At 56.7% G+C, this 26,551-nt stretch carries 26 protein-coding genes; 16 read left to right on the forward strand and 10 right to left on the reverse strand.

Features of this window, described 5'->3' with window-relative positions:
- Positions 1–94: 94 nt before the first annotated feature.
- The 4 genes from ascF to AAER43_RS17965 all read left to right on the forward strand — a co-directional run bounded on the left by ascF (position 95) and on the right by AAER43_RS17965 (position 5,053).
- On the forward strand, positions 95–1,546 hold the full coding sequence (gene ascF, locus AAER43_RS17950; RefSeq protein WP_057057848.1) for a PTS cellobiose/arbutin/salicin transporter subunit IIBC: 1,452 nt from the start codon (positions 95–97) through the stop codon (positions 1,544–1,546).
- Positions 1,547–1,564: 18 nt separating this feature from the next.
- Positions 1,565–2,989 (forward strand): 6-phospho-beta-glucosidase, encoded by a 1,425-nt coding sequence (locus AAER43_RS17955; RefSeq protein ID WP_050862089.1) that lies wholly within the window; start codon positions 1,565–1,567, stop codon positions 2,987–2,989.
- Between the two features lie 648 nt (positions 2,990–3,637).
- Positions 3,638–4,339, forward strand: a complete 702-nt coding sequence (locus tag AAER43_RS17960; protein ID WP_050862090.1) for a hypothetical protein — start codon at positions 3,638–3,640, stop codon at positions 4,337–4,339.
- Between the two features lie 234 nt (positions 4,340–4,573).
- Positions 4,574–5,053, forward strand: a complete 480-nt coding sequence (locus AAER43_RS17965) for a type VI secretion system tube protein Hcp (protein WP_032635705.1) — start codon at positions 4,574–4,576, stop codon at positions 5,051–5,053.
- Between the two features lie 117 nt (positions 5,054–5,170).
- Here the strand turns inward: AAER43_RS17965 and hycI are convergent, their stop codons facing one another.
- The 9 genes from hycI to hycA form a co-directional block, all read right to left on the reverse strand.
- Complete coding sequence (gene hycI / locus AAER43_RS17970; RefSeq protein ID WP_050862092.1) at positions 5,171–5,626, reverse strand: hydrogenase maturation peptidase HycI; 456 nt, start codon at positions 5,624–5,626, stop codon at positions 5,171–5,173.
- The gene (locus tag AAER43_RS17975; RefSeq protein ID WP_050862093.1) at positions 5,619–6,029 is read right to left on the reverse strand and encodes a formate hydrogenlyase maturation HycH family protein; all 411 of its coding nucleotides are present in this window, start codon (positions 6,027–6,029) and stop codon (positions 5,619–5,621) included. Before AAER43_RS17975 ends, hycI begins: the two co-directional genes overlap by 8 nt.
- Positions 6,026–6,793: an NADH-quinone oxidoreductase subunit B family protein gene (locus tag AAER43_RS17980; protein ID WP_057057621.1), complete on the reverse strand. Its 768-nt coding sequence runs from the start codon at positions 6,791–6,793 to the stop codon at positions 6,026–6,028. Before AAER43_RS17980 ends, AAER43_RS17975 begins: the two co-directional genes overlap by 4 nt.
- On the reverse strand, positions 6,793–7,335 hold the full coding sequence (locus AAER43_RS17985) for a formate hydrogenlyase complex iron-sulfur subunit (protein WP_050862094.1): 543 nt from the start codon (positions 7,333–7,335) through the stop codon (positions 6,793–6,795). Before AAER43_RS17985 ends, AAER43_RS17980 begins: the two co-directional genes overlap by 1 nt.
- A 9-nt stretch (positions 7,336–7,344) precedes the next feature.
- A complete protein-coding gene (gene hycE, locus AAER43_RS17990) occupies positions 7,345–9,054 on the reverse strand; it encodes a formate hydrogenlyase subunit HycE (RefSeq protein WP_057057622.1) in 1,710 nt (569 codons plus the stop codon).
- A 15-nt stretch (positions 9,055–9,069) separates the two neighbouring features.
- On the reverse strand, positions 9,070–9,993 hold the full coding sequence (locus AAER43_RS17995; protein WP_050862096.1) for a respiratory chain complex I subunit 1 family protein: 924 nt from the start codon (positions 9,991–9,993) through the stop codon (positions 9,070–9,072).
- Position 9,994: 1 nt separating this feature from the next.
- Positions 9,995–11,809, reverse strand: coding sequence for a formate hydrogenlyase subunit 3 (hycC, locus tag AAER43_RS18000; protein ID WP_050862097.1), 1,815 nt, complete (start codon positions 11,807–11,809; stop codon positions 9,995–9,997).
- Positions 11,806–12,414, reverse strand: coding sequence for a 4Fe-4S dicluster domain-containing protein (locus tag AAER43_RS18005; RefSeq protein WP_023331169.1), 609 nt, complete (start codon positions 12,412–12,414; stop codon positions 11,806–11,808). The genes hycC and AAER43_RS18005 overlap by 4 nt, the downstream gene beginning before the upstream one ends.
- Positions 12,415–12,487: 73 nt before the next feature.
- Complete coding sequence (gene hycA / locus AAER43_RS18010; RefSeq protein WP_014885007.1) at positions 12,488–12,952, reverse strand: formate hydrogenlyase regulator HycA; 465 nt, start codon at positions 12,950–12,952, stop codon at positions 12,488–12,490.
- 210 nt (positions 12,953–13,162) lie between these two features.
- Here hycA and hypA point away from each other — a divergent pair, with 210 nt between their 5' ends.
- From hypA to AAER43_RS18060, 10 genes are all read left to right on the forward strand, one after another.
- Positions 13,163–13,513: a hydrogenase maturation nickel metallochaperone HypA gene (gene hypA, locus AAER43_RS18015; RefSeq protein WP_050862098.1), complete on the forward strand. Its 351-nt coding sequence runs from the start codon at positions 13,163–13,165 to the stop codon at positions 13,511–13,513.
- A 3-nt stretch (positions 13,514–13,516) separates the two neighbouring features.
- Positions 13,517–14,380 (forward strand): hydrogenase nickel incorporation protein HypB, encoded by an 864-nt coding sequence (gene hypB, locus AAER43_RS18020; RefSeq protein ID WP_050862100.1) that lies wholly within the window; start codon positions 13,517–13,519, stop codon positions 14,378–14,380.
- Positions 14,371–14,643, forward strand: coding sequence for a HypC/HybG/HupF family hydrogenase formation chaperone (locus tag AAER43_RS18025; RefSeq protein ID WP_032635693.1), 273 nt, complete (start codon positions 14,371–14,373; stop codon positions 14,641–14,643). The genes hypB and AAER43_RS18025 overlap by 10 nt, the downstream gene beginning before the upstream one ends.
- Before the next feature lie 3 nt (positions 14,644–14,646).
- Entirely contained in the window at positions 14,647–15,768 is a 1,122-nt protein-coding gene (hypD, locus tag AAER43_RS18030; RefSeq protein ID WP_057057623.1) for a hydrogenase formation protein HypD, read from the forward strand.
- A complete protein-coding gene (gene hypE, locus AAER43_RS18035; RefSeq protein WP_050862104.1) occupies positions 15,765–16,775 on the forward strand; it encodes a hydrogenase expression/formation protein HypE in 1,011 nt (336 codons plus the stop codon). The genes hypD and hypE overlap by 4 nt, the downstream gene beginning before the upstream one ends.
- Positions 16,776–16,839: 64 nt before the next feature.
- Positions 16,840–18,912, forward strand: coding sequence for a formate hydrogenlyase transcriptional activator FlhA (gene flhA, locus AAER43_RS18040; protein ID WP_057057624.1), 2,073 nt, complete (start codon positions 16,840–16,842; stop codon positions 18,910–18,912).
- A gap of 154 nt (positions 18,913–19,066) precedes the next feature.
- Complete coding sequence (locus AAER43_RS18045) at positions 19,067–20,065, forward strand: ABC transporter substrate-binding protein (RefSeq protein WP_023331175.1); 999 nt, start codon at positions 19,067–19,069, stop codon at positions 20,063–20,065.
- Positions 20,065–21,102 carry an iron chelate uptake ABC transporter family permease subunit gene (locus tag AAER43_RS18050; protein ID WP_045282199.1) on the forward strand — a complete coding sequence of 346 codons (1,038 nt, stop codon included), beginning with the start codon at positions 20,065–20,067 and terminating at the stop codon, positions 21,100–21,102. The genes AAER43_RS18045 and AAER43_RS18050 overlap by 1 nt, the downstream gene beginning before the upstream one ends.
- Positions 21,102–21,863 (forward strand): ABC transporter ATP-binding protein, encoded by a 762-nt coding sequence (locus AAER43_RS18055; RefSeq protein ID WP_057057625.1) that lies wholly within the window; start codon positions 21,102–21,104, stop codon positions 21,861–21,863. Before AAER43_RS18050 ends, AAER43_RS18055 begins: the two co-directional genes overlap by 1 nt.
- Positions 21,864–21,879: 16 nt before the next feature.
- On the forward strand, positions 21,880–23,100 hold the full coding sequence (locus tag AAER43_RS18060) for an MFS transporter (RefSeq protein WP_072093666.1): 1,221 nt from the start codon (positions 21,880–21,882) through the stop codon (positions 23,098–23,100).
- A 5-nt stretch (positions 23,101–23,105) separates the two neighbouring features.
- On the opposite strand, the gene AAER43_RS18065 is transcribed toward AAER43_RS18060, so the two are convergent.
- Positions 23,106–23,450, reverse strand: coding sequence for a nitrous oxide-stimulated promoter family protein (locus tag AAER43_RS18065; protein ID WP_050862110.1), 345 nt, complete (start codon positions 23,448–23,450; stop codon positions 23,106–23,108).
- Between the two features lie 175 nt (positions 23,451–23,625).
- Between AAER43_RS18065 and AAER43_RS18070 the strand changes: the two genes are divergently transcribed.
- A complete protein-coding gene (locus tag AAER43_RS18070) occupies positions 23,626–23,856 on the forward strand; it encodes a SymE family type I addiction module toxin (RefSeq protein WP_014885018.1) in 231 nt (76 codons plus the stop codon).
- 113 nt (positions 23,857–23,969) lie between these two features.
- Entirely contained in the window at positions 23,970–26,531 is a 2,562-nt protein-coding gene (mutS, locus tag AAER43_RS18075; protein WP_050862113.1) for a DNA mismatch repair protein MutS, read from the forward strand.
- The last annotated feature ends 20 nt before the right edge of the window (positions 26,532–26,551 follow it).

Genomic DNA, 26,551 nt, shown 5'->3' on the forward strand with positions numbered 1-26,551 from the left:
CCAAAAAGCGATCTTGTTTCACTCAAAGAAACTCATGATGATTATGTGGAACCGGTTTCCTATATTTCACACAACGATAACAGGATCACATCCGATGGCCAAAAATTACGCTGCGCTGGCGAACGACGTTATCAGCGCGCTGGGCGGCAAAGAGAACATCGTCGCCGTCACCCACTGCATGACGCGACTGCGTTTCGTTCTGAAAGACGAAACCCTCACCGACGCCGCGCGCCTGAAAAGCATCAGCGGCGTGCTTGGCGTAGTGCGTAACGACAACCAGTGCCAGGTGATCATTGGCAACACGGTTTCTCAGGCCTACCGCGAAGTGGTAAGCCTGCTGCCCGTTGACCTGCAGCCCGCGGTGCCGGAAGGCTCGCAGAAGCTGACGTTACGCCGCATTGGCGCCGGGATCCTCGACGCGCTGATCGGCACCATGTCGCCGCTGATCCCCGCGATCATCGGCGGTTCGATGGTCAAGCTGCTGGCGATGATCCTTGAGATGACCGGCGTGCTGCCAAAGGGCGCGCCAACGCTTACCATTCTGACGGTGATTGGCGACGGGGCATTCTTCTTCCTGCCGCTGATGGTGGCCGCCTCGGCGGCAGTGAAATTCAAAACCAATATGTCGCTGGCGATCGCCATTGCGGGCGTGCTGGTGCACCCGAGCTTTATCGAGCTGATGGCGAAAGCCGCGCAGGGCGAGCATGTTGAGTTCGCCTTTATCCCGGTGACGGCGGTGAAATACACCTACACCGTTATCCCCGCGCTGGTGATGACCTGGTGCCTGTCTTACATCGAACGCTGGGTCGATCGCATTACCCCGGCGGTGACGAAAAACTTCCTCAAGCCGATGCTGATCGTCCTGATTGCCGCCCCGCTCGCCATCGTGCTGATTGGGCCGCTCGGGATCTGGATCGGGAGCGCTATCTCCGCACTGGTTTACACCATTCACGGCTATCTGGGCTGGCTCTCCGTCGCCATCATGGGCGCACTCTGGCCGCTGCTGGTCATGACGGGGATGCACCGCGTCTTTACGCCAACCATCATTCAGACCATTGCCGAAACGGGTAAAGAAGGGATGGTCATGCCGTCAGAAATCGGCGCCAACCTGTCGCTCGGCGGTTCGTCTTTAGCGGTGGCATGGAAAACCAAAAACCCGGAACTGCGCCAGACGGCGCTGGCTGCGGCGGCTTCTGCCATCATGGCGGGGATCTCTGAACCGGCACTGTACGGTGTGGCGGTACGTCTCAAGCGTCCGCTGATTGCGAGCCTGATCAGCGGCTTTATCTGCGGCGCGGTGGCCGGCATCGCGGGTCTTGCCAGCCACTCCATGGCGGCGCCGCGGCTGTTTACCAGCGTGCAATTCTTCGATCCGGCCAACCCGATGACCATCGTCTGGGTATTCGGCGTGATGGCGCTGGCAGTCGTGCTGTCGTTTGTTCTGACCCTGCTGTTAGGGTTTGAGGATATCCCGGTCGAAGACGAGGCCGAAAAAGCGCGCGCTCTGCAGACCGCGCCGGTACAGAACAACGCAGCAAAAGCATAAATTGAAAGCGAGGTAAGAATGTCTGTTTTTCCACAAGGATTTTTATGGGGCGGCGCGCTTGCCGCTAACCAGAGTGAAGGTGCTTACCGTGAAGGCGGCAAAGGACTGACGACGGTCGATATGATCCCCCACGGTGCCAATCGTCTGGCGGTGAAGCTCGGCAAGGAAAAGCGTTTTTCGCTGCGTGACGACGAGTTTTACCCGAGCCACGAGGCGATTGATTTTTACCATCGCTATAAAGAAGACATCGCCCTGATGGTGGAGATGGGCTTTACGGTATTCCGCACCTCGATTGCCTGGAGCCGCCTCTACCCGAACGGTGACGAACCGCTGCCGAACAAAGAGGGCATAGCCTTTTACCGCGCGGTATTTGAGGAGTGCAAAAAGTACAACATCGAGCCGCTGGTGACGCTCTGCCACTTCGACGTGCCGATGCACCTGGTGACGGAATACGGTTCCTGGCGCAACCGCAAGATGGTCGACTTCTTCGCCCGCTACGCCCGCACCTGCTTTGAGGCGTTTAACGGGCTGGTAAAATACTGGCTGACTTTCAACGAAATCAACATCATGCTGCACAGCCCGTTCTCCGGTGCCGGGCTGGTGTTTGAGGAAGGTGAAAACGAAGATCAGGTAAAATATCAGGCCGCGCACCACGAGCTGGTGGCGAGCGCGCTGGCAACCAAAATCGCTCACGAGGTGAACCCGGAAAATCAGGTGGGCTGCATGCTGGCGGGCGGTAACTTCTATCCGTACTCCTGCAAACCGGAAGACGTGTGGATGGCGCTGGAGAAAGACCGCGAGAACCTGTTCTTTATCGACGTGCAGGCACGCGGCCGCTATCCGGCCTACTCCGCTCGCGTGTTCCGTGAGAAAGGCGTGGTCATTGTCAAAGACCCCGGCGACGACGAGCTGCTGAAAAACACCGTCGATTTTGTCTCGTTCAGCTATTACGCCTCGCGCTGCGCGTCGGCGGATATGAACGCGGGCAACACCAGCGCGGCAAACATCGTGAAGTCCCTGCGTAACCCGCACATTCAGGTGAGCGAATGGGGCTGGGGCATTGACCCGCTTGGCCTGCGCATCACCATGAACATGATGTACGACCGCTACCAAAAGCCGCTGTTCCTGGTGGAAAACGGCCTGGGTGCGAAAGATGTCATTGATGAAAACGGCGAGATTAACGACGACTACCGCATCAGCTATCTGCGCGAGCATATCCGCGCGATGGGCGATGCGATTGAGGACGGCGTGCCGCTGATGGGCTACACCACCTGGGGCTGTATTGACCTGGTTTCAGCGTCTACCGGCGAAATGAGCAAACGCTACGGGTTCGTGTACGTTGACCGCGACGATGCGGGGAACGGCACGCTGGACCGGAAGCGCAAGAAATCGTTCTGGTGGTATAAGAAGGTGATTGCGAGTAACGGGGGCGATCTCGAGTAGCCTGTTGCCCTCACCCCGGCTCTCTCTTTCCCCTAAAGCCGCCGCTTACATAGCTTATCATGCAAGCGGCTAACGCAGCACTGGACGGGTCGGGGTACGCGTCTATCCGTCTGGACGTAAGACATTCGTCTATCGCCATTTTGTAGAGAAATAGCAAAATTTCAGACACCAGGTGAATACCCGGCAATGTCTGTCAGTAGCGCACTTGAGAAGTTCGAAAGCCTTTATACATACTCTCTTTGCATTTGGCGTTAAGTGCGACAAGTCACCGCTGATGGATAAGCCTGATATTGTATTATTCCTGTGCCACCATCAAAAACAAAAACATGGTATCACTTCATTCTTTGTGAAACATCTATGGACTTGATAGAACAGATGATTTCACGATATCCAGACCATAATTATTTTATGATTACAACGAGGAAAAGCTGGAAGCGCTTTTGAAATGGGAAAATAAACTGAAAGAAATTATGATCCACTAATAATCAAGTATTACATTGACCACATTTATTGTTGAAGATCACCTATCTGTTAGAGTAATAGATAGGTGACCTTTTATTTTATTCTTTGCTTAAATTGAGAACAAGATCACTTTTATTTTATAGATGATTGTTCGATGATCGAATCATTATATAGAAGGAGCTAGTTATGTATTATAGCGAAACAATTATTAAAAAAAATGGAACTGATAAAGAGCTAGCTGTGCGATTAGATAAAGCGCTAGCTGGAGTTAAAGAGGGTGTAGTCGATTATTTGAATGGTCTTGAAGATGGTATAACACGATTACTTTATTATACCTCTTGTCTTACAGACAATTATCAAGATGTATGTAATAAACTTTCCTCTGAGGATAAAAGATTTTTATTTTCTCTGTATGAACTAATAAAACATCGGGACGTTATATTCCGAATGATCAAAGTATATATAGAAACACTTCTAAAAAATAAGAGTGAAGTAGAAAAGAAAACAATCCTTGAAAAATTAACACCATTTACCACAAACTACTCCATAAAATACATTTCAAGAAATGGTTTAATTTATGCAGTAGCAGCCTATATATGCTACGGGAACAACATGAATTTAGCAGTTCAAAATGCATTAATGAAAAAAACTGGTAGTCGAGTCGGAGTTGTTATAGGAGGATTAAATCTTTATGGCCTTGTTCAACATGCTGCTGAAAGTGCAGATAACCTAAAAAATTTCTGCCCACTATTTTATAATGCTTTATATGCAGAAGGATTAGAGATGATGTATTTCTTGATAGAACCGATAATCATGAAATCAGGGTATTTGAATATTAACTCAGCCTCTGATGAAGAAATCACCAGAGCATTAAAAAGAATGATGTGATAATGTTTGATTTATTAAGCGAATTTCTATGGCGTTGCATTAAGCGCTTCTTTGTTAGTATTAAAGATGATTGTATTAATCATATAATGGGCTGTGGGTTGATTTTTATAATTATGATAATTTCCATTTCTGTTTCAGCGCTTGTCAAAAATGATAAAGTTGCGTTTATATTTATCTTTTTGATAGTGGCGGCTATTTTTTCATTAGTGTTTTTCTATAAAGGAAAAAAATGAAATGTCTATACCAGCACATATTTGGCTTACCGATGAAAATAATTCACCTTTAATTGGCGAATGTTTAATGCCGACACGATTGGGTTCAACTGAGCTTAAATCGTTCAATCATTCTGTATGGATCCCGACAGATCATAATACAGGGAAGCTAACTGGAACGCGCCTTCATGTTCCTATCACATTTGAAAAAGAAATTGATCGCATCACCCCATATTTATTCAGAGGGGTATGTACTGGCAGAACATTTAAAGAAGCTGTAATAAAAATGTATAAAATTAATGAAGCAGGAATAGAGGTAGAATATTTCAACATAACCCTTGAAAATGTAAAAATAACAAGAATCTCTCCTGTTTTATTTCCTCTGGGCGTTGCAAGCAAACATATGGAGGAAGTTGAAATCCGTTATGAGTCTATCGAATGGAAATATTGTGATGGGAACATAATGTTTAAAGATACCTGGAATGAAAGAGCAGTAGCATAAAAAAGGGCCCCTAATGCGTCTTTTTTTGATTGTCATCCCTAAACCCGTTCCCTCTCCCACAGGGAGAGGGAACGGGTTTGGTAGGCCGGGTAAGGCGAAGCCGCCACCCGGCACTGCTCAGAGCGGAGAAACCCCCCCGTCTCCAACCCACCCTTCAAGCCGTGAATAAACCACTTCCACCGCCTCTTTTACCGGCGGCGTCATCGGGTAATAAAACCCAACAATGTCCGGCTGAATCCCCAGGAACAGCACCTCGCCCACGTCGTCCTTGATCTGATCCACGAGGTAATTCAGCGGCATATTGTGGGTCGTCATCATAAACATCCCGGCAATGTCGTCCGGGTCAATGAGTCGGATCTCACCGGGGTTGAGCCCCATATCGGTAGCATCGACAATCAGCAGCCTCTCCGGGCGCAGCTCGCGGATGGCGACCACGTCATTTTCTGGCGCGCTACCGCCGTCAATCACCACCCAGTTGCCCTGCGGGTTCGCGGCGCACATCTCTGCCAGCAGCGGGCCCGCGCCGTCGTCGCCCATCATGCTGTTGCCGACACACAGTAAAACGTCAGTCACGTAATCTCCTCACCATCAGGTAGATGGCACTCTCCTGATGAATATCATGCAGCATGCCGAGCAACGCTTTGCTCCACGCCTGCTGTTCGGCGGATTGCCTGCTCAGCGCCGCATCAAAGGCGTTGGCGAGTATCGCAATGTGGTTGGCATCGATGACGATCTCACCGTACTTTGGCACGCCTTCCATTTTACGCCGCGCCGTGCTGCCCTCCTCCAGCGTGGCGATCCACGCCAGGTACTCAGGCCAGGGGCAGCTCAGCGCGGCCTCCAGACAGTCAATCACCCCGAGGTGATGCCCAATCGCCAGGCTGTAATAGACCACCTGCTGCGCCGCATCCGGCGTGGCATCGTTCTCATCAATAAACTTACGGCTCAGTTGACTGAACACCACCGTTTCACTCATCGGATACGCGCCTCGTCCACAATGCTGTTCAGGTTCGCCACAATCTCATTCAGACGCGGATCGTTTTCCGCCTCCAGCCAGCGGGCTACCTGCTGCTCGCCCTGACTCAGCAAACGCAGATAATCGTCGGCAATCTGACGACCATAACGGTAGCCCGCCAGCCTGCGCGCCGTGCGGTCGACCTTCACCCGCAGCGGCTGCACCATATCCGGATGGAGGAGCATCGCGGGCTGGTTGTCGAGCTCGCCCGGTTCACGGGCGTGGATTTTCTGCTCCAGCAGGCCAAGCGCCATCGCAAAGCCGTACAGCGTGGCGGCAGGCGTCGGCGGGCAGCCCGGAATGTAAACATCCACCGGTACGATTTTGTCGGTGCCGCCCCAGACGCAGTAGAGATCGTGGAAGATGCCGCCGCTGTTGCCGCAGGCACCGTAGGAGATGCAGATTTTCGGGTCTGGCGCAGACTGCCAGGCACGCAGCGCGGGCGAACACATGGCACGGGTGACCGCCCCGGTAAACAGCAGAATATCCGCATGGCGCGGAGACGGCACCACTTTGATACCGAAGCGTTCAGCGTCAAACAGCGGCGACAGCGTAGCGAAGATCTCGATCTCGCAGCCGTTACAGCCGCCGCAGTCCACGCGGTAGACGTAGGCAGAACGTTTGATTTTTTTCAGCAGCGACGCCTTCATGCTGGCAATGGATTCCTCCACCGTCATTGGCACCGGCATGCCATTGTCGTCGCGCGGGCCGAGTAAGTGTTCCATCAGCTGGCCTCTCTCATATGGCGGGTGATATCAATCCGGTCGGACGGCAGCAGGCATTTCTGACGCTTGCACTCCGGGCAGGTTTCAAAACTTTCACGGTGATGTTCCGCCCGGACGTCACCGTTGTGCAGCAGCAGCGCGATGGCGTAGTCGATCTCTTTTTGCACGGCGAACGGACGCTTGCAGACGCGGCAGTGACACAGCGCGAAACGCGACTGCTGGAGGAAATCGGCTTTCTTCCACACTGCCAGCTCGTACTCCTGCGACAGGCGAATGGCGACCGTCGGGCAAACTTCCTCGCAGCGGCCGCAGAAAATGCAGCGTCCGAGGTTAAACTGCCAGGCCAGTTCGCCGGTTTTGAGATCCGTTTCCACCGTCAGGGCATTCGACGGGCAGGCATTGATGCAGGCCGCGCAGCCTATGCACTGCTGCGGGTTGTGCTCCGGCTTGCCGCGAAAGTTTTTATCGACCGGCATCGGCTCCAGCGGATAACGGCTGGTCTGCGTGCCGGTTTTGATCACTTTTTTGATAAAGGTAAACATGACGAGTCCTTATTTCAGCGGCGAGTTCTTACGCTCGATGCTGTAGCGCTCAAGCTCTTTGTACGGCACCACCTGACTTTTCTTCTTGCGCACGTCCACCACGGTCATGCGGTCGGTGCAGGAGTAGCACGGGTCGAGGCTACCGATGATCAGCGGCGCATCGGAGACCGTATTGCCGCGCAGCATGTAGCGCAGCGTTGGCCAGTTGGCGTAGGTCGCCGCACGGCAGCGCCAGCGGTAGAGCTTCTGGTTGTCGCCAGTCATGCTCCAGTGGATATCGTCCCCGCGCGGCGCTTCTGCAAAGCCGAGCGCGAAGCGGTTCGGGATGTAGGTGAAGCCCTCTACCATCAGCGGACCGCCCGGCAGGTTATCGAGGCCGAAGTCGATCATGTTCAGGGCAGTGAACACCTCGTTAATGCGGACTTTCAGACGTGAGATGACGTCGCAGCCCTGCTCGCTGTGCACGGTCATAGGCAGCAGGCCGTAGCCGACGAACGGGTGATCGGCGCGGGTGTCGCGGGCGTGGCCGCTGGCGCGCACCATCGGGCCGACGTTGCTGAAGTCGCGGGCAATTTCCGGATCAAGACGGCCAATCCCTACGGTGCGCTGCTCGATGTTTGGCGTGCTGAGCAGCATATCCACCAGCTCCTGAACGTCCCGGCGCATCTGCTGCGCCAGCTGACGGGTCTGGATCATGTCATCTTTCAGCAGGTCGCGGCGGATCCCGCCGATCAGGTTCAGCCCGTAGGTTTTACGTGCCCCGGTGAGGATCTCCGCCATCTTCATCGACGCCTCACGCACGCGGAAGAACTGCATAAACCCGGAGTCAAAACCGACGAAGTGGCAGGCCAGGCCGAGGTTTAGCAGGTGCGAGTGCAGACGTTCCACCTCCAGCAGAATGGCGCGGATCATCTGCGCACGTTCCGGCACCACGATCCCCATGCCGTTCTCTACCGACGTGGTGTAAGCGGTGCTGTGGGCAAAGCCGCAGATGCCGCACACGCGGTCAGAAAGGAACGTCACTTCGTTGTAGCCCATGCGGGTTTCCGCCAGCTTTTCCATGCCGCGATGGACGTAGAAGAGGCGGTAGTCGGCGTCGATAATGTTTTCGCCGTCGACGAACAGGCGAAAATGGCCCGGTTCGTCGGAGGTGACGTGCAGCGGGCCAATCGGCAGCACGTTGTTCTTTTTACTGCCCAGCTCGTTAATGAACTCGTAGGTTTCGCTGTCGGTGGTCGGCGCCGGGCGCTGGCGGTAGTCCATGCTGTCTTTACGCAGCGGATAGAGTTCATCCGGCCAGTCGTCCGGCAGCACCAGACGGCGCTCGTCCGGCAGGCCGACCGGCACCAGGCCGTACATGTCGCGCACTTCGCGTTCGCCCCAGACGGCAGCAGGCACCCGCGGCGTAACGGACGGATATTCCGGCTTATTCGGATCGACTTCGACGCGCACGGTCAGCCAGCACTTCTCGCCCTGCTCCATCGACATCACGTAGTACACGGCGTAATTGCCGCACAGCTGGCGCTCGTCGTTACCGAACAGCACCGACAGCCAGCCGCCCTGCTGGTAGTAAAGAAACTCCACCACCTCCGGCAGGTAGTTCACCTTTATGGTGACGGTGATCTGGTCTTTGGTTTGCCAGGACTCTTCCAGCACCACGCCGGGGAAAGCCTGTTGCAACGCGGCGAGATACTGCTGACCTTTCTTTTCTTCAGACATAAACACTCTCTTTAATCACGCCACCAGCAAGGAGACGAACGCTAAAAATGCAAAGCCAAAACCGGCCCAGGTGATGCGCGAGGTCGCCACAAAACGCAGACGCGCCATGCTGTTCTCGAACAGCGCAATCACCAGCACGCCGATAAGCAGCTTGATCGCAGCAACCACGACGGCCAGCACCAGGCCGCCCGCGGAAAAGTGCGTCATCTGCCCCCACGGGAAGAAGACGCCGACAAACATCTGCAACACCACCAGCTGCTTGAGGCTGATCCCCCACTTCAGTACCGCAAAGCCGCAGCCGCTGTATTCGGTGAGTGGCCCCTCCTGTAATTCCTGCTCGGCTTCCGCGAGATCGAACGGCAGTTTGCCCATCTCAATAAACGTGGCGAACGCGCAGGCGCAGAGTGCCAGCACCAGCGGAATGGAGCGGCTTACCGGCCAGTGATAAACGGTATGGGTGATAAAGCTGATATGGGTGGAGCCTGCGACCTGCGCGGCGACCCACAGCCCCAGCAGCAGGATCGGCTCAACCAGCACACCCAGCATCGCCTCGCGGCTGGCACCGAGGCCGGTAAACGGACTCCCGGTGTCCAGACCCGCAATCGCAAAGAAGAAACGGGCGATGGCGAAGAGGTAGATAAGCGTGATCAGATCGCCGAGCGCAGGCAGCGGTGAGCCCACCGTGACGACGGGCAGCGCGGTGGCGATGGTGAGCATCACGCCAACCATCACAAACGGCGTCAGGCGAAAGACCCAGCCTGCGGCATCGGGCGCCACGCTCTGGCGAGAGAGCAGCTTGAAGAGATCGCGGTACTCCTGGAGCACGCCAGGCCCGCGGCGGTTGTGCATCCGGGCGCGCGCCACGCGCGTGATGCCCGAGAGCAGCGGCGCAACGGCAAACAGCACCAGCGCCTGAAGAATTGCCAGTAACAGACTCATGTCAGGCTCCTCGTGAAATCACAATGACCACCAGCACCGACAGCTCAATCAGCGCCAGACGGCGGAACAATGCGGGCGCGGCAGCACTCTGCCAGCCCGGAACCCAACCCTGCGGGTTGAGCCAGTGGCGCAGCTTCAGCACGGCGGCGAAGTTCTCTTTTACCGGCATGGCGAAACCGTGGGCGGTGATGACCATTGACTGCTCGTGTTCGTAGCCGCAGGCCCAGGCTGCGCCGCGCGCACGGGAGGCGAGTCGATCGCGTTTAAAGAACAGCATCAGCACGAACGGCAGTAGCGGAGAGGCAATCAGCAGCAGGGCTATCATCGGTTGGGAAACGGTGGTTTGTGCCGTCTCAAGCGGCAACGGAATAGCGTTTCCGAGCAGCGGCAGCAGCCACGGCGCGGCAACCCCACCCGCAATGCAGCACAGCGCCAGCGCAACCACGCTGGTGGCCATCAATACCGGTGCACAGCAGACATTTTCAGCCTCACGCGTGCGCGGTGCGCCAAGGAAGGTAACGCCGTAGACTTTCGCCATACACATCACCGCCAGCGCCCCGGTAATCGCCAGGCCGACCGCCAACAGCGGCCCCAGCAAACGGCCGATAAACGCATCGCTCTGACCGAGCGCGAAGAAAGACTGGTAGATCACCCACTCGCCGGCAAAACCGTTCAGTGGCGGCAGCGCGGCCATCGCCATCAGCCCCACCAGCATCGCCAGGGAAATCACCGGCATCTTTTTGCCAATGCCGCCGAGCTTTTCGATATCCCGATGACCGGTGCGGAACCAGACGCTGCCCGCGCCGAGGAACAGGGTGCTTTTAAACAGGCTGTGGTTGACGAGGTGATACAGACCACCGATAAACCCGGCGGCAATCAAGGCGGGCTGATTCAGCGCCAGACCGGTGACGCCCGCGCCAAGACCGAGCAGGATAATGCCGATATTTTCGAGCGTGTGGTACGCCAGCAAACGCTGGATGTTGTGCTCCATCAGCGCGTACAGGCCACCCACGAACGCGGTGATCATCCCGGCCAGCAGCAGCACGACACCCCACCACAGCGGTGGTTGCCCGCTGGTCAGCGTGAGTACCAAAATCCCGAACAAACCCACTTTCATCACCACCACAGAGAACAGCGCGGCGGCGGGCGCGGAGGCATTGGCATGCGCCTGCGGCACCCAGCCGTGCAGCGGGATGATCCCGGCGAGCAGGCCAAAGCCCACAACGCCCAGCAGCCAGACGTCATTCCCCAGCGGATGGCCGTTGAGCGCAGAGAAATCCAGCGTGCCAAAGCGTTGCCACACCAGCCAGCTGGCCAGCGCCAGCAGCAGCGTGCCGAGGCGACCGAGGGCAAACCATAGCTTGCCGGAGGCGCTACAGCCCGTCAGGAACACGCCGCACAGGGCCATAATTTCGGCCATCACCACCAGCGCGCCAAGATTGCTGGCGATAACGGTGCAGACCGCCGTCGCCATGAGCAGGTTTACCAGCAGACCATTAGCTCTGGTGTGCTGGTGGCGGTGCCAGTCGATATTGAACAGGCTGACAAACAGCCCGCACAGACCGAACGTCACCAGCCAGATGGCATTCAGCGGCGTAATCTCAACGCTGTGACGAATCAGCGGCATCACGGCCTCTGTGGATTGCCCCCCCAGCAAAACGACACCGCCTGCCGCGAGCGTCATCAGGCTGCCGAGCGCCCCGCCGATACCGGCTATCCAGCCGCTCAGGATTTTATGGAAAGAGAAGAGCAGCGCCAGCACGGCGGCGGCCGCAAAGTACACTACGGCGCTGTTAATCATGTCTATCGCGTTCATTTCGCCCCCTCGTTAAGCGCCTGCAGAAGCGAAAGATCGCCGACGTCGGTATTAATGGTCAGCTCGCGCTTGCGTTTGCTGGTACGGGCGATATCGCGGATGTTAACCAGAATGAGCGCCTTGGTCGGACAGGTCCGCACGCAGGCCGGTCCCTGTTCATCAAAGCTGCACAGGTCACACTTCACCGCCACGGCGCGGATGCCGGGAACCCAGTCCAGTAGCGTACTTACGCGTGCCGGAGCCGGTGGCGCGGGCGGCGCTTTCGGGGAGTTGGCATTGGCCGGAATGTGCAGCGGACGGCTGCCGGAAAATTCAATGGCGCCGAACGGGCAGGCAATGCCGCACAGCTTGCAGCTGACGCACAGGCTTTCGTTCAGCTGGACCGCGCCATCAACGCGGGTGATGGCATTCACCGGACAAACACCCGCGCAGGGGGCATCTTCACAGTGGTGGCAGAGCTGCGGAGCAGACTCTTTTTCATTACGCATGACGCGAAGGCGCGGCATGGACTGCAGCCCGTGCAGGCGGTGGGTTTCCGAACACGCCGCCTCACAGGTTCGACAGCCAATACAGACCGTCGAGTCAGCAATTACAAAACGGTTCACCGGGCAATCCTCAGGTGATGGTCATTTTTGACGACGAAAAGCTGTCTTCTCGACACTTTTCGACACTCGGTTCTCAGGCAACGTTTGCGGAAGGGTTTCCGGCGATCAGCTGTTTCAGGTCGACCGGTAAGTCGTGTTCAACCGCGTGATAAAGCCCGTTGTAAACCGGCGCGATTTTCTCCAGATAGTGTTCAAGCACCTGCTGGCGATCGCGGTTGCTGACGTAGCCATCGACCATGCCGTCAGCCATCAGTTGCGCTTGCGCAATACACTGTTTTTCACCCTCTTTGTTCTCGACGTAGTACTCAATGGTGTGGCTGTTAAAGCTGTCTGCCAGGGTGACAAAGACCGTGAAGTGGCCGAAGAGGACAAAGCGCATATCGCCTTGCGCCGCACAACTCATCGCATGATGCAGACGCGCTTTTGACAGGGTGATCCCCTGAACCAGAGAGTTGCAGTAGAGGTGCCACTGCTCCTGTAGCTGCTGGTGGCGCTGCGCGATGTAATCCGCTTTTTCGCTGATTTCCCAAATAGTCATAAAAGGTATCCGGTTAATGGAGATAGCGGCTGTTAAGCAGATTCCGTGCCAGTTTTTAATTAACTGATTTTATTGGTCTTTAATTTCAAAACTGCTGTCAACGCGGCGGTGTCGACGTGTCATTTCGACAGCATTGACATCGTCACGCCCTGACAAAATCCAGGCTGGCACTGTTATTGCATTACCGGGGCAATTCATTGAGGAGGCGTCATGCACGAAATCACCCTCTGCCAGCGAGCGCTTGAACTTATCGAACAGCAGGCAGTGCAAAACCACGCGAAACGCGTCACCGGCGTCTGGCTGAAGATCGGGGCATTTTCCTGCGTCGAGACCAGCGCCCTGACCTTCTGTTTTGAGCTGGTATGCCGCGGCACGCTGGCGGAAGGCTGCGAGCTGCATATCGACGAGCAGCGGGCGGAGTGCTGGTGCGAGCAGTGTCAGCAGTACGTCACGCTGCTCTCCTCAAAGGTTCAGCGCTGTCCGCAGTGCCAGCGTACCGGGCTGCGGATCGTGGCGGATGACGGTATACAGATCCAACGCCTCGAAATCGAGAAGGAGTAATGTATGTGTAGTACCTGCGGTTGCGCCGAAGGCAACCTGTATATAGAAGGGGACGAACACCGCCCCCACTCCGCGTTTCGCTCCGCGCCCTTTTCCCCTGCCCCGCGTCCTGCGGCAGTTCTGACCGGCATTACCTTTGCGCCGCAACGCTCTGACGCGGGCGACCTGCACTACGGCCACGGCGAAGCGGGCACTCATGCGCCGGGCATGAGCCAGCGGCAGATGCTGGACGTCGAGATCAACGTGCTGGACAAAAATAACCAGCTCGCGGCCCGCAATCGCGCGCGCTTTGCCGCCCGCAAACAGCTGGTGCTGAACCTGGTCTCCAGCCCGGGTTCAGGCAAAACCACGCTGTTAACAGAAACACTCAAGCGCCTGAACAAACGCGTCTCTTGCGCGGTGATCGAGGGCGATCAACAGACCGTAAACGATGCCGCGCGCATTCGTGAAACCGGCACCCCGGCGATTCAGGTCAACACGGGCAAAGGCTGCCATCTGGATGCGCAGATGGTTGCCGATGCCGCACCGCGTTTGCCGCTTGAAGAGAGCGGCATCCTGTTTATTGAAAACGTCGGTAACCTCGTGTGCCCGGCGAGCTTTGACCTCGGCGAGCGCCACAAAGTCGCGGTGCTCTCCGTCACCGAAGGGGAAGACAAGCCGCTGAAGTACCCGCATATGTTTGCCGCCGCCTCCCTGATGTTGCTGAACAAAGTCGACCTGCTGCCGTACCTGAATTTCGACGTGGAGAAATGTCTGGCGTATGCCCGCGAAGTGAATCCGGAGATTGCGATCGTGCTGGTCTCCGCCACGCGCGGCGACGGCATGGACGCATGGCTAAACTGGCTGGAGAGCGAACGATGTGCATAGGCGTACCCGGACAAATTCAGGCAATCGACGGTAACCAGGCCAGGGTGGAGGTCTGCGGTATATTGCGCGATGTGGATCTGACGCTGGTGGGCTGTACCGATGAAACCGGCGCGTCACGTCTCGGCCAGTGGGTGCTGGTCCATGTGGGCTTTGCAATGAGCGTGATTAACGAAGCGGAAGCCCGCGACACGCTGGATGCGCTGCAAAACATGTTTGACGTGGAGCCTGACGTGGGCGCCCTGCTGTACGGCGAGGAGCGGTAGCACATGCGTTACGTTGATGAATACCGCGCGCCAGAACAGGTACTGCAGCTTATCGGGCACCTGAAAACACGGGCGGCGCTGCTGAACAACACGAAAGAAAGGCCGCTGCGGATCATGGAGGTGTGCGGCGGACACACGCACGCCATCTTCAAATTTGGCCTCGACCAGCTACTGCCAGATAACATCGAGTTTATCCACGGCCCCGGCTGCCCGGTCTGCGTGTTGCCAATGGGCCGCATCGACAGCTGTATTGAAATTGCCAGCCAGCCTGACGTCATTTTCTGTACCTTTGGCGATGCGATGCGCGTGCCGGGGAAAAATGGCTCGCTGCTGCAGGCGAAAGCGCTCGGTGCGGACGTGCGGATCGTCTACTCGCCAATGGATGCCCTGACGCTGGCGAGGGATAACCCTGAGCGCAACGTCGTCTTTTTTGGGCTGGGTTTTGAAACCACTATGCCCGCGACGGCCATTACGCTGCAGCAGGCCAAAGCCCGCAACGTCACTAATTTTTTCTTTTTCTGTCAGCACATCACGCTCATTCCCACGCTGCGCAGCCTGCTGGAGGAGCCGGATAACGGTATCGACGCCTTTCTGGCGCCGGGACACGTCAGCATGGTGATTGGCACAGACGCCTACGGTTTCATCTCTGAACAGTACAATCGTCCGTTAGTGGTCGCTGGTTTCGAGCCACTTGATCTACTGCAAGGTGTGACCATGCTGGTTGAGCAGAAAATAGCGGCCCTGAGTGCGGTCGAAAACCAGTACCGCCGCGTGGTGCCCGATGCGGGAAATGAACGGGCCCAGCAGGCCATTGCCGACGTGTTTAGCGTTGAAGGCGACAGCGAGTGGCGCGGTCTGGGGCTGATTGCCGAATCCGGCGTGCGCCTCACGCCAGCCTATCGCGCGTTTGATGCAGAAACACATTTCCGCCCGCAGCCGCAGCGGGTGTGCGACGATCCCCGTTCTCGCTGTGGCGACGTGCTCACCGGTAAGTGTAAACCTCATCAATGCCCGTTATTTGGCAACACCTGTAACCCGCAAACCGCGTTTGGCGCGCTGATGGTCTCCTCCGAAGGGGCATGCGCCGCGTGGTATCAATATCGCAACCAGGAGTGTGAAGCATGAACACGGTGGAAATGGCGCACGGAAGCGGTGGGCAGGCGATGCAGCAGTTGATTAACCGGCTGTTTATGGAGGCTTTTAACAACCCCTGGCTCGCCGAGCAGGAAGACCAGGCGCGCATCGCGCTCTCGACACTCACTGCCCAGGGCGACAGGCTGGCGTTCTCCACCGACAGCTACGTCATTGACCCGCTGTTTTTCCCGGGCGGTGATATCGGCAAGCTCGCCATCTGCGGCACGGCCAACGACGTTGCCGTCAGCGGCGCCATTCCGCGCTACCTCTCCTGCGGGTTTATCCTTGAAGAGGGGCTGCCGATGGAGACGCTCACGGCGGTGGTCAACAGCATGGCACAGACGGCGCGCGAGGCGGGGATCGCTGTCGTCACCGGCGATACCAAAGTGGTTCAGCGCGGCGCCGCCGACAAACTGTTTATCAACACCGCCGGGATGGGCGCGATCCCCGCCGAAATCCACTGGGGCGCACAGCAACTTAGCGTGGGCGACGTTCTGCTGGTGAGCGGCACCCTGGGATGCCATGGCGCGACGATTCTTAATCTGCGTGAAGGGTTAGGGCTGGACGGCGAACTGCGTAGCGACTGTGCAGTGCTTACCCCGCTTATTCAGACGCTGCGCGCCATTCCTGGTGTGAAAGCCCTGCGCGACGCCACCCGTGGCGGCGTGAATGCCGTCGTCCACGAGTTCGCCGTAAGCTGCGGGTGCGGGATTGAACTGACCGAGCGTGGTCTGCCTGTCAAACCCGCCGTACGCGGGCTGTGCGAGATGCTAGGGCTTGATCCCCTCAACTTTGCGAACGAAGGCAAGCTGGTGATCGGCGTTGAACGCGCAGCGGCGGAATCTGTCCTGGCCGGGCTGCGGTCGCATCCATTAGGGAAAGATGCCGCCATCATTGGGGAAGTGGTTGAGCGCAAAGGGGTGCGCCTGACCGGGCTTTACGGCGTGAAGCGCACACTGGATCTGCCGCACGCTGAACCGTTACCCCGAATTTGCTAGAACCGCGCCATAAGCGGTCAGCACTGAATGTCTCTTTTCTGCCAGTTTCAATTGGAAAGCAATAATGCCGTATACACCGATGAGCGATCTTGGACAGCAGGGCCTGTTTGATATCACGCGCACACTTTTACAGCAGCCCGATCTCAGCGCGCTAAGCGATGCTTTGACGCGACTGGTCAGGCAATCAGCCCTGGCAGACAGCGCCGCAATTGTGCTCTGGCATAGCGGAACGCAACGCGCGAGCTACTACTCAACGCGTGATAATGGCAAAACGTTTGAATACGAAGATGAAACGTATCTGGCGCATGGTCCGGTGCGCCGCATTCTCTCCCGTCCGGAAGCCCTGCACTGCAATTTTGAGGAGTTCAGGATGGCGTGGCCGCGGCTTGCCGGGAGCAACCTCTATCAGCCTTTTGGCCACTACAGCATGCTGCCGCTGGCGGCGGAGGGCCATATCTTTGGCGGCTGCGAGTTCATCCGCACGACCGACCGGCCCTGGAGCGAAGCGGAGTACGAGCGTCTGCACACCTTTACCCAGATTGTGGCCGTGGTGGCAGAGCAGATCCAAAGTCGCGTCACCAATAACGTGGATTACGACCTGCTGAGCCGCGAGCGCGATAACTTCCGCATCCTGGTGGCAATCACTAACGCCGTGCTGTCACGTCTCGATATGGATGAGCTGGTCAGCGAAGTCTCAAAAGAGATCCACCACTATTTCAAAATCGACGCTATCAGTATTGCGCTGCGGGGGCATCGCAAGGGCAAGCTGAATATCTATTCCACGCACTATCTCGATGAAGCCAACCCGGCGCATGAGCAAAGTGAAGTGGATGAAGCGGGCACCCTTTCTGAACGGGTATTCAAAAGCAAAGAGATCCTCCTGCTTAACCTGAGCGAACAGGATCCGGTGGCGCCGTATGAGCGAATGCTGTTTAACACCTGGGGCAATAAGATCCAGACCCTGTGCCTGCTACCGCTGATGTCCGGCAACACCATGCTTGGCGTGCTGAAACTGGCGCAGTGTGATGAAGCCGTGTTTACCACCGCCAACCTGAAGCTGCTGCGTCAGATTGCCGAGCGTATCTCCATCGCGCTGGATAACGCCCTCGCCTATCAGGAGATCCATCGCCTGAAAGAGCGGCTGGTGGACGAGAACCTGGCCCTGACCGAGCAGCTTAATAATGTGGACAGCGAGTTTGGCGAAATCATCGGGCGCAGCGATGCGATGTACAGCGTCCTCAAGCAGGTGGAAATGGTGGCGCAGAGCGACAGCACGGTGCTGATTTTGGGTGAAACCGGCACGGGTAAAGAGCTGATTGCCAGAGCCATCCACAACCTGAGCAATCGCAACAGCCGCCGGATGGTGAAGATGAACTGCGCGGCGATGCCTGCGGGCCTGCTGGAAAGTGACCTCTTCGGCCACGAGCGCGGCGCATTTACCGGGGCCAGCAGCCAGCGCCTGGGGCGTTTTGAACTGGCCGATAAAAGCTCGCTGTTCCTCGACGAAGTGGGCGATATGCCGCTGGAGTTGCAGCCTAAACTGCTGCGCGTCTTGCAGGAGCAGGAGTTTGAGCGCCTTGGCAGCAACAAGCTTATCCAGACTGACGTGCGGCTGATTGCCGCCACCAACCGCGACCTGAAAAAAATGGTCGCCGACCGCGAATTCAGAAGCGATCTCTACTATTGCCTGAACGTCTTCCCGATCTGCCTGCCCCCGCTGCGCGAACGTCCGGAAGATATCCCCCTGCTGGTAAAAGCCTTTACCGCGAAGATCGCCCGCCGAATGGGGCGAAATATTGACAGTATTCCTGCCGAAACGCTACGCACCCTCTCGTCGATGGAGTGGCCGGGTAACGTCCGCGAACTGGAAAACGTCATTGAGCGTGCGGTGCTGCTCACGCGTGGCAATGTGCTGCAACTCTCCCTGCCGGAGGTTTCTCTGCCTGAAACGACCGTGACCGCAGCCGAGATCGCAAAAGAGGGAGAAGATGAATATCAGCTCATTATGCGCGTGCTGAAAGAGACGAACGGCGTGGTTGCCGGCCCGAAAGGGGCTGCCCAGCGTTTAGGCTTAAAACGCACGACCCTGCTGTCGCGCATGAAGCGCCTCGGGATTGATAAAGAGAACCTGCTGTAAGTCCGCAATCTGGCGGTGTTATTCTGGCACCGCCTTTTGTCACCCTGCGCAATTGTCCCTCATTGACACAAAATCGTTTCCTCTGTATAAAATTCCGCCTTAATAATGAGTTTCATTTGCATCAAAAAATAATTTTAATGAAGGGTAGCGTTTAATGAAAAAGGTCATCTGCGCGTTGGGCCTGGCGATTGCGTCGGTCAGTTCTGCTCTGGCAACCACATATCCTCTGACCATTGAAAACTGTGGTTATAAAGAGACCTTCACCAAAGCGCCGGAACGCGTCGTGGCCCTGGGTCAGAATACCGTCGAAATTTTGCTCCTGCTCGGCCTGCAGGATAAGGTGAAGGCCAGCGCCTTCTGGCCGACCAAAGTGCTGCCGCAGCTGGCTGAACAGAACGCAAAAATCAAAACCCTGACGGTAGAAATCCCTACGCTTGAATCTATCCTTGCGCAAAATCCTGATTTTGTACCTGCCCAGCTTCCTCTGTTACTTGGGCCTGAGAGTAAGGTCGCAAAACGTGAAGATTTGGCGACCGTCGGTGTGAATAGCTACGTCTCACCGGGCATGTGCGCGACCAAAAAAGCCACAGGAGATATGTACGGCAGCCGCCAGAAGCTGTGGGACATGACCTATCTCTATAAGGAGATTGAGGATTTTGCCAAAATCTTTAACGTGGAAGATCGCGGCCAGGCCGTCATTGCCGATTTCAAAAAACGTGAGGCTGACCTGCGCCAGGAGTTTGGTAAAAACAAAAAGGACCTCTCCTTTGTTTTCTGGTTCTCAAGCTCCTCTCCTTCGGCTGATGCTTACGTCGGCGGTAAAAACAGCGCCTCCGGATTTATTGCCAACGTGCTGGGCGGGCACAACGCCATTACATCTGAAACCGAATGGCCAACCGTGGGCTGGGAAAGCATTATTGCCGCTAATCCGGATGTGATTGTGGTCTCCAGTCTGGACCGTAACCGCTGGGCGTTGGATAACGCGGAAGAAAAAATCAAATTCCTGAAAAACGATCCTGCCGTCAGCCAGCTTGATGCCGTCAAAAAAGGCCATATCGTGGTGATGGACGGCCAGGCGATGAACCCAACGATTCGTACAATTTACGGTGCTGAACAGGTGGGTGAACAGCTCAGAAAACTGGGGCTGAACTGATGACAGCCGCTGTACTTCAGGCCCGCCAGGGCCTGTTCCTGACCACGTCTGCTCTGCTTGCCATTGTACTGTTGTTTCTGGTCATCGCCCTTGGCGTCAGCGTCGGTGAACTGTCCATCCCGCTGGATAACGTGTTTTATGCTATCAGCAATAAAATGGGGCTCACCGAGGTTCCGCTCAACCGCATCTATGAGAGCGTTATCTGGGACTTTCGTCTGAGCCGTGCGCTTGTCGCTGCCTGCTGTGGCGCCGGGCTAGCCATCTGCGGCGCCGTCCTGCAAAGTCTGTTGAAGAACGCGCTGGCGGAACCCTATGTTCTCGGCGTGTCTGCGGGGGCCTCAACCGGGGCGGTTTCCGTCGTGGTGCTGGGTGTGGGAACGGGAGCCGTTTCGCTGTCTGCGGGGGCCTTCGCGGGTGCCTTCGCCGCCTTTGCATTTGTCGCTTTTCTGACGAACGGCGCGCGCGGCGGCAATGAACGCACTATTCTGGCAGGCGTTGCGGCTTCGCAGTTGTTCAATGCCATTACCGCCTACACCATCAGCACGTCAGCCAGCGCACAGCAGGCGCGAGATGTCATGTTCTGGCTGCTGGGCAGCTTCAGCGGCGTACGCTGGCCGGAATTCCAGCTGGTACTGGTGGTGGTCCTGCTGGGGTTAGCCGTTTGCCTCTTCTATTCCCGGGCGCTGGATGCCTTTACGTTCGGTGACGACGCTGCCGCATCGCTGGGGATTGCCGTTCCCTGGGTACGCCTGGCGTTATTTATCACGACCGCACTGATTACCGCGACCATCGTCAGTATGGCAGGCTCCATCGGCTTTGTGGGGCTGGTGGTTCCGCACGTCATGCGTTTCCTGTTCGGACCTTTGCATCGCACGCTGCTCATTGCCAGCGCGCTGGCCGGGGCGATCCTGATGGTGCTGGCAGACATTGCCTCACGCATGCTGATTGCGCCGCAAAGCCTGCCCGTCGGCGTAGTGACCGCACTGGTGGGCGTTCCCTTCTTTGCCGTGATTATTTACCGTTCAAGGAATAAGTGATGAGTATCTGCGCTGAAAATATTACCTGGAAGGTCGGCAAAAAGGCGATCGTCAATGACGTCTCGCTGAAGGTCTCCCGGGGGGAAACCGTCGGCCTGCTGGGCCCAAACGGCTGCGGAAAATCGTCTCTTTTGCGTATCCTCGCGGGACTGCGTCGCCCGGATGCGGGCCGCGTGACGCTGGACGGGCAGGACATCTCCAGCATCCCCAAAAAGCAGCTTGCCCGCCGGGTAGCGTTCGTTGAGCAACACGGGATGACCGACGCCAACATGCGCGTGCGCGACGTGGTGAAACTTGGACGAATTCCGCACCACTCCGCTTTTTCCAACTGGAGCACGCACGATGACGAGACCGTCACGGCGGCACTGCAACGCGTGGATATGCTGGATAAAAGCGACCAGGGCTGGCTGAGCCTCTCCGGCGGAGAGCGCCAGCGGGTGCACATTGCCCGCGCGCTGGCCCAGACCCCAACGGAAATCCTGCTGGACGAACCGACCAACCACCTGGACATTCATCATCAGATGCAGCTGATGCAGTTGATCAGCGAATTACCGGTCACCAGCATTGTCGCTATCCACGATCTCAACCACGCCTCGATGTTCTGCGACTCGCTGATTGTGATGCAGAAGGGGCAAATTGTGGCGACGGGGACACCTCAGGACATCTTATCCGAGTCGTTGCTGTGGGATGTTTTCCGGGTCAAAACCAAAATTGAGATCTCGCCGTTCCATGGCAAAAAGCACATCCACTTTATCGTTTAGGGGCGCGTAAATCACAATGCTCCTTCGCCCAGCCGCCATGCTCTGGCCGCCCGTCTTACTGGGTAGCCAGTTTGTTTTCAACATTGGCTTTTACGCCGTCGTTCCTTTCCTGGCGATATTCCTGCGCGACGACATGCTGCTCTCCGGCGGACTGATCGGGCTGATTCTGGGCCTGCGCACCTTCTCCCAGCAGGGGATGTTTATCGTTGGTGGTGCCCTCTCGGACCGGTTTGGCGCGAAAGTGGTTATCCTCAGCGGCTGTATTGTTCGTGTTTCAGGTTATCTGCTGCTGGCCTTCGGGGAATCGCTCTCGCCGATTATTGTGGGCGCATGTCTGACGGGCATCGGCGGCGCATTATTTTCCCCTTCGATTGAGGCATTGCTGGCCAAAGCGGGCACGCACAGTGAGGCGAAAGGGACACGAAGCCGGGCGGAGTGGTTTGCACTGTTTGCAGTCTGCGGGGAACTCGGCGCGGTACTGGGCCCGGTTGCTGGCGCCCTGTTAACGGGGCTTGGCTTCCGCCAGGTGGCGCTGGCGGGTGCAGGAGTCTTTATTATTGCGTTAGTGGTGCTCTACTTCTGCCTTCCTGCTTCTGGCCGCCGTTCACAAACGCTGAAAATACAGCCCTGGTGGACAACCTTCCGCCAGCCTCGCTTCGTCGCCTTCATCATTGCCTATAGCTCATGGCTGTTAAGCTACAACCAGCTTTATCTGGCGCTGCCGGTGGAGATCCAGCGATCTGGTGGTAACGAGAAAGATCTCGGTCCGCTTTTTATGCTCGCCTCCGTGCTGATCATTACCTTACAGCTGCCGCTGGCACGCTTTGCCCGCCGCGTGGGCGCGGTGAGGATCCTGCCGGTGGGCTTTTTGCTGCTTTCTACGGCCTTTGCGAGCGTAGCGATGTTTGCAGCGACTGAACCGCCGGAGGGCTGGTTGCGGTTGCTGCCGTCGGTCTTATTTGTCACGTTACTGACGCTGGGACAAATGCTGCTGGTCCCCTCGGCAAAAGATCTCATTCCGCGGTTCGCCGAGGAATCAACGTTGGGGGCGCATTATGGTGCTCTCGCCACCGCCGGAGGGATTGCGGTACTGGCGGGAAATTTGTTGTTTGGCAGTCTGCTGGATCGCGCGCTGGTGCCTTCGGCTCAGGCAATATACCCCTGGCTGCTGCTGGCCCTCTTCCCGTTATGCAGCGCCCTGGCCCTGCAGGTAATTTGCCGCCCGCTGCGAAGCTGAACGGCTCACTTTTTCGGGCGATACTTTTCCGGTAATTCCGGCACCGGACGACGATCGTCAATCAGATGACGAACGGTCAGGATAGGATGACGCCATAACATGCGTGGCCCCGCCCAGCGCATAATCTGCTTCATTTCTTCCCGCTTTGCGGGCTGGTAGCAGTGTACCGGACACTGTTTACAGGCAGGCTTTTCTTCACCAAAAACACACTTATCCAGGCGCTTATCGGCATACGCGTTCAGCGCCTGATAATGCCCCTCTTCCCGAGACGCCTGCGGACACTGCTTTTCAAACAACGCGATCATTTTCGCGATAGTCTCTTTTTCTCGTGATATGCGTTTACCGGACATAGCGACTTACCGATTAATAAGATGCATCGATAATACTCTTTTAAACCCTGAATTTCAGTTGTTGCATTCCGTTTTCTGAAGCCTGATTCCAGCATTAATGCTACACCTCCTGAAAATCACGGGTATTTTATACAGGCATCAGGAGTGACCGTTGTCCGTATTGTCTGGAGGTTCTATGCAAGAGATCGCGACTGGCAAACCCTACCGCCATTTAAAAGTGGGATATTTCAGAAAACGTCACGAGGATCGAAAAACTAAGATACCTAAGCGTTACAGCGTACATGCGGCGTTGAGCTTAAAAGGGGACTGGCTTGAAAAGGCGGGCTTTACTACCAACGCCCAGGTCAGGGTGGGCGTGGAACATGGCAAAATTGTCATCGAGTTGATGCCGGAAGGCACCTCGTAAAGCCGCGACATTTTTCTGCGACATCGCTTTTTTTCATGCGACAATAGCAGGAACTAACGGCCACTGAGCCGCTCAAAACGGTTTCTTTTCAAAGAAATGGACATCATAACTCCATGAGCACAATAGACAATTTCGACGCACATACGCCGATGATGCAGCAGTATCTGAAGCTGAAAGCACAGCATCCGGAAATCCTGCTGTTTTACCGTATGGGCGATTTTTACGAGCTGTTTTATGACGATGCCAAACGTGCATCGCAGTTGCTCGACATTTCGCTGACCAAACGTGGCGCATCGGCAGGTGAGCCCATCCCGATGGCAGGCATCCCGCACCATGCGGTAGAGAACTACCTGGCCAAACTGGTCAATCAGGGAGAATCCGTCGCCATTTGCGAACAGATTGGCGATCCGGCGACGTCGAAGGGGCCGGTTGAACGCAAAGTCGTGCGCATCGTCACGCCAGGTACCATCAGTGATGAAGCCCTGCTTCAGGAGCGCCAGGATAACCTGCTGGCGGCGCTGTGGCAGGACAGCAAAGGGTTTGGTTATGCCACACTGGACATCAGCTCCGGGCGTTTTCGTCTGAGTGAACCCGCTGACCGTGAAACGATGGCTGCAGAATTGCAGCGCACCAACCCGGCCGAGCTGCTCTATGCCGAAGATTTCGCCGAGATGGCGCTGATTGAAGGTCGCCGAGGTTTACGCCGTCGCCCGCTGTGGGAATTCGAAATAGATACCGCGCGCCAGCAGTTGAATCTGCAGTTTGGCACCCGCGACTTGATCGGTTTTGGCGTTGAAAATGCGCCGCGCGGGCTGTGTGCAGCAGGTTGCCTGCTGCAATACGTGAAAGACACCCAACGCACCGCCCTGCCGCATATCCGTTCTATCACCATGGAGCGCCAGCAGGACAGCATCATCATGGATGCCGCCACGCGCCGCAACCTGGAGATCACGCAGAACCTGGCGGGTGGCATAGAAAATACCCTCGCGTCGGTCCTCGACAGCACGGTGACGCCGATGGGGAGCCGTATGCTGAAACGCTGGCTGCATATGCCCATTCGCGATACGAATACGCTTGTCTGCCGTCAACAGACGATTGCCGCATTGCAGGATCGTTACACCGAGCTGCAGCCCGTTCTGCGCCAGGTGGGCGATCTCGAGCGTATCCTTGCCCGTCTGGCATTGCGCACCGCGCGCCCACGCGATCTCGCACGTATGCGTCATGCTTTCCAGCAGTTACCGGAACTGCGTGCTCAGTTGAGCGACGTTGACAGCGCTCCGGTTCAGAAACTCCGTGAAACGATGGGCGAGTTTACCGAGCTTCGCGAACTGCTGGAACGCGCCATTATCGATGCGCCTCCGGTTCTGGTGCGTGACGGCGGCGTCATTGCCCCTGGCTACAACGAGGAGCTGGACGAATGGCGGGCGCTGGCAGACGGTGCAACGGATTATCTTGATAAACTGGAAATCCGCGAGCGCGAGCGTCTTGGGCTCGACACCCTGAAAGTGGGGTATAACGCGGTACACGGTTACTATATTCAGATCAGCCGCGGGCAGAGCCATCTGGCACCAATTCACTACGTCCGTCGTCAGACGTTGAAAAACGCCGAGCGCTACATTATTCCCGAGCTGAAAGAGTACGAAGACAAAGTGCTCACCTCGAAAGGTAAAGCACTGGCGCTGGAAAAACAGCTGTATGAAGAGCTGTTTGACATGCTGATGCCACACCTGGCCGATCTGCAGCTTAGCGCCAGCGCGCTGGCGGAGCTGGATGTGCTGGTGAACCTGGCTGAACGCGCGGAAACGCTGAACTATACCTGTCCGACCTTTACCGACAAGCCCGGTATCCGCATCACTGAAGGCCGTCACCCGGTGGTCGAGCAGGTACTGAATGAGCCGTTCATCGCCAACCCGCTGAACCTCTCGCCGCAGCGAAGAATGCTGATCATTACCGGGCCAAACATGGGCGGTAAAAGTACCTATATGCGCCAGACCGCTTTGATTGCGCTGCTCGCCTATATCGGCAGCTACGTCCCGGCGCAACACGTTGAGATTGGCCCTATCGACCGTATCTTTACCCGCGTCGGGGCGGCAGACGATCTGGCGAGCGGTCGCTCAACCTTTATGGTGGAGATGACCGAAACGGCTAACATTCTGCACAACGCGACGGAACACAGTCTGGTGCTGATGGACGAAGTCGGACGCGGAACATCAACCTACGATGGCCTGTCGCTGGCATGGGCCTGCGCTGAAAGCCTCGCGAACAAAATCAAAGCCATGACGCTGTTCGCCACCCATTACTTCGAGCTGACGCAGCTACCGGAGAAGATGGAAGGGGTGGCTAACGTCCACCTTGATGCGCTGGAACACGGCGATACCATCGCCTTCATGCACACGGTGCAGGACGGTGCGGCGAGCAAGAGCTATGGCCTGGCCGTCGCGGCGCTGGCTGGCGTACCGAAAGAGGTAATTAAGCGCGCGCGTCAGAAACTGCGTGAGCTGGAAAGCCTGTCACCGAATGCGGCGGCGACGCAGATTGATGGCACGCAGATGTCGTTGCTGGTGCCTGCGGAAGAGACGTCGCCTGCGGTGGAAGCACTTGAGAATCTCGACCCGGATTCACTGACGCCGCGTCAGGCGCTGGAGTGGATTTATCGGTTGAAGAGTCTGGTTTAGTTCTCTGCGATCTTTATTGC

Origin of the sequence: Enterobacter sp. FUJ80071, assembly GCF_038739915.1 — a bacterium.
GTDB lineage: Bacteria > Pseudomonadota > Gammaproteobacteria > Enterobacterales > Enterobacteriaceae > Enterobacter > Enterobacter kobei.

What these genes read in the sequence shown, in the direction of transcription:
- AAER43_RS17995 (WP_050862096.1), bottom strand. Translation starts at nt 9,993, where the DNA reads ATGAGTCTGTTACTGGCAATTCTTCAGGCGCTGGTGCTGTTTGCCGTT.
- hypB (WP_050862100.1), top strand. Translation starts at nt 13,517, where the DNA reads ATGTGTAGTACCTGCGGTTGCGCCGAAGGCAACCTGTATATAGAAGGG.
- hypD (WP_057057623.1), top strand. Translation starts at nt 14,647, where the DNA reads ATGCGTTACGTTGATGAATACCGCGCGCCAGAACAGGTACTGCAGCTT.
- ascF (WP_057057848.1), top strand. Translation starts at nt 95, where the DNA reads ATGGCCAAAAATTACGCTGCGCTGGCGAACGACGTTATCAGCGCGCTG.
- AAER43_RS17980 (WP_057057621.1), bottom strand. Translation starts at nt 6,793, where the DNA reads ATGGAACACTTACTCGGCCCGCGCGACGACAATGGCATGCCGGTGCCA.
- AAER43_RS18055 (WP_057057625.1), top strand. Translation starts at nt 21,102, where the DNA reads ATGAGTATCTGCGCTGAAAATATTACCTGGAAGGTCGGCAAAAAGGCG.
- AAER43_RS18045 (WP_023331175.1), top strand. Translation starts at nt 19,067, where the DNA reads ATGAAAAAGGTCATCTGCGCGTTGGGCCTGGCGATTGCGTCGGTCAGT.
- hypE (WP_050862104.1), top strand. Translation starts at nt 15,765, where the DNA reads ATGAACACGGTGGAAATGGCGCACGGAAGCGGTGGGCAGGCGATGCAG.
- AAER43_RS17960 (WP_050862090.1), top strand. Translation starts at nt 3,638, where the DNA reads ATGTATTATAGCGAAACAATTATTAAAAAAAATGGAACTGATAAAGAG.
- hycC (WP_050862097.1), bottom strand. Translation starts at nt 11,809, where the DNA reads ATGAACGCGATAGACATGATTAACAGCGCCGTAGTGTACTTTGCGGCC.
- AAER43_RS18060 (WP_072093666.1), top strand. Translation starts at nt 21,880, where the DNA reads ATGCTCCTTCGCCCAGCCGCCATGCTCTGGCCGCCCGTCTTACTGGGT.
- AAER43_RS18025 (WP_032635693.1), top strand. Translation starts at nt 14,371, where the DNA reads ATGTGCATAGGCGTACCCGGACAAATTCAGGCAATCGACGGTAACCAG.
- AAER43_RS17955 (WP_050862089.1), top strand. Translation starts at nt 1,565, where the DNA reads ATGTCTGTTTTTCCACAAGGATTTTTATGGGGCGGCGCGCTTGCCGCT.
- flhA (WP_057057624.1), top strand. Translation starts at nt 16,840, where the DNA reads ATGCCGTATACACCGATGAGCGATCTTGGACAGCAGGGCCTGTTTGAT.
- AAER43_RS18050 (WP_045282199.1), top strand. Translation starts at nt 20,065, where the DNA reads ATGACAGCCGCTGTACTTCAGGCCCGCCAGGGCCTGTTCCTGACCACG.
- AAER43_RS18065 (WP_050862110.1), bottom strand. Translation starts at nt 23,450, where the DNA reads ATGTCCGGTAAACGCATATCACGAGAAAAAGAGACTATCGCGAAAATG.
- AAER43_RS17985 (WP_050862094.1), bottom strand. Translation starts at nt 7,335, where the DNA reads ATGTTTACCTTTATCAAAAAAGTGATCAAAACCGGCACGCAGACCAGC.
- AAER43_RS17975 (WP_050862093.1), bottom strand. Translation starts at nt 6,029, where the DNA reads ATGAGTGAAACGGTGGTGTTCAGTCAACTGAGCCGTAAGTTTATTGAT.
- hycA (WP_014885007.1), bottom strand. Translation starts at nt 12,952, where the DNA reads ATGACTATTTGGGAAATCAGCGAAAAAGCGGATTACATCGCGCAGCGC.
- AAER43_RS18070 (WP_014885018.1), top strand. Translation starts at nt 23,626, where the DNA reads ATGCAAGAGATCGCGACTGGCAAACCCTACCGCCATTTAAAAGTGGGA.
- mutS (WP_050862113.1), top strand. Translation starts at nt 23,970, where the DNA reads ATGAGCACAATAGACAATTTCGACGCACATACGCCGATGATGCAGCAG.
- AAER43_RS17965 (WP_032635705.1), top strand. Translation starts at nt 4,574, where the DNA reads ATGTCTATACCAGCACATATTTGGCTTACCGATGAAAATAATTCACCT.
- hycE (WP_057057622.1), bottom strand. Translation starts at nt 9,054, where the DNA reads ATGTCTGAAGAAAAGAAAGGTCAGCAGTATCTCGCCGCGTTGCAACAG.
- hypA (WP_050862098.1), top strand. Translation starts at nt 13,163, where the DNA reads ATGCACGAAATCACCCTCTGCCAGCGAGCGCTTGAACTTATCGAACAG.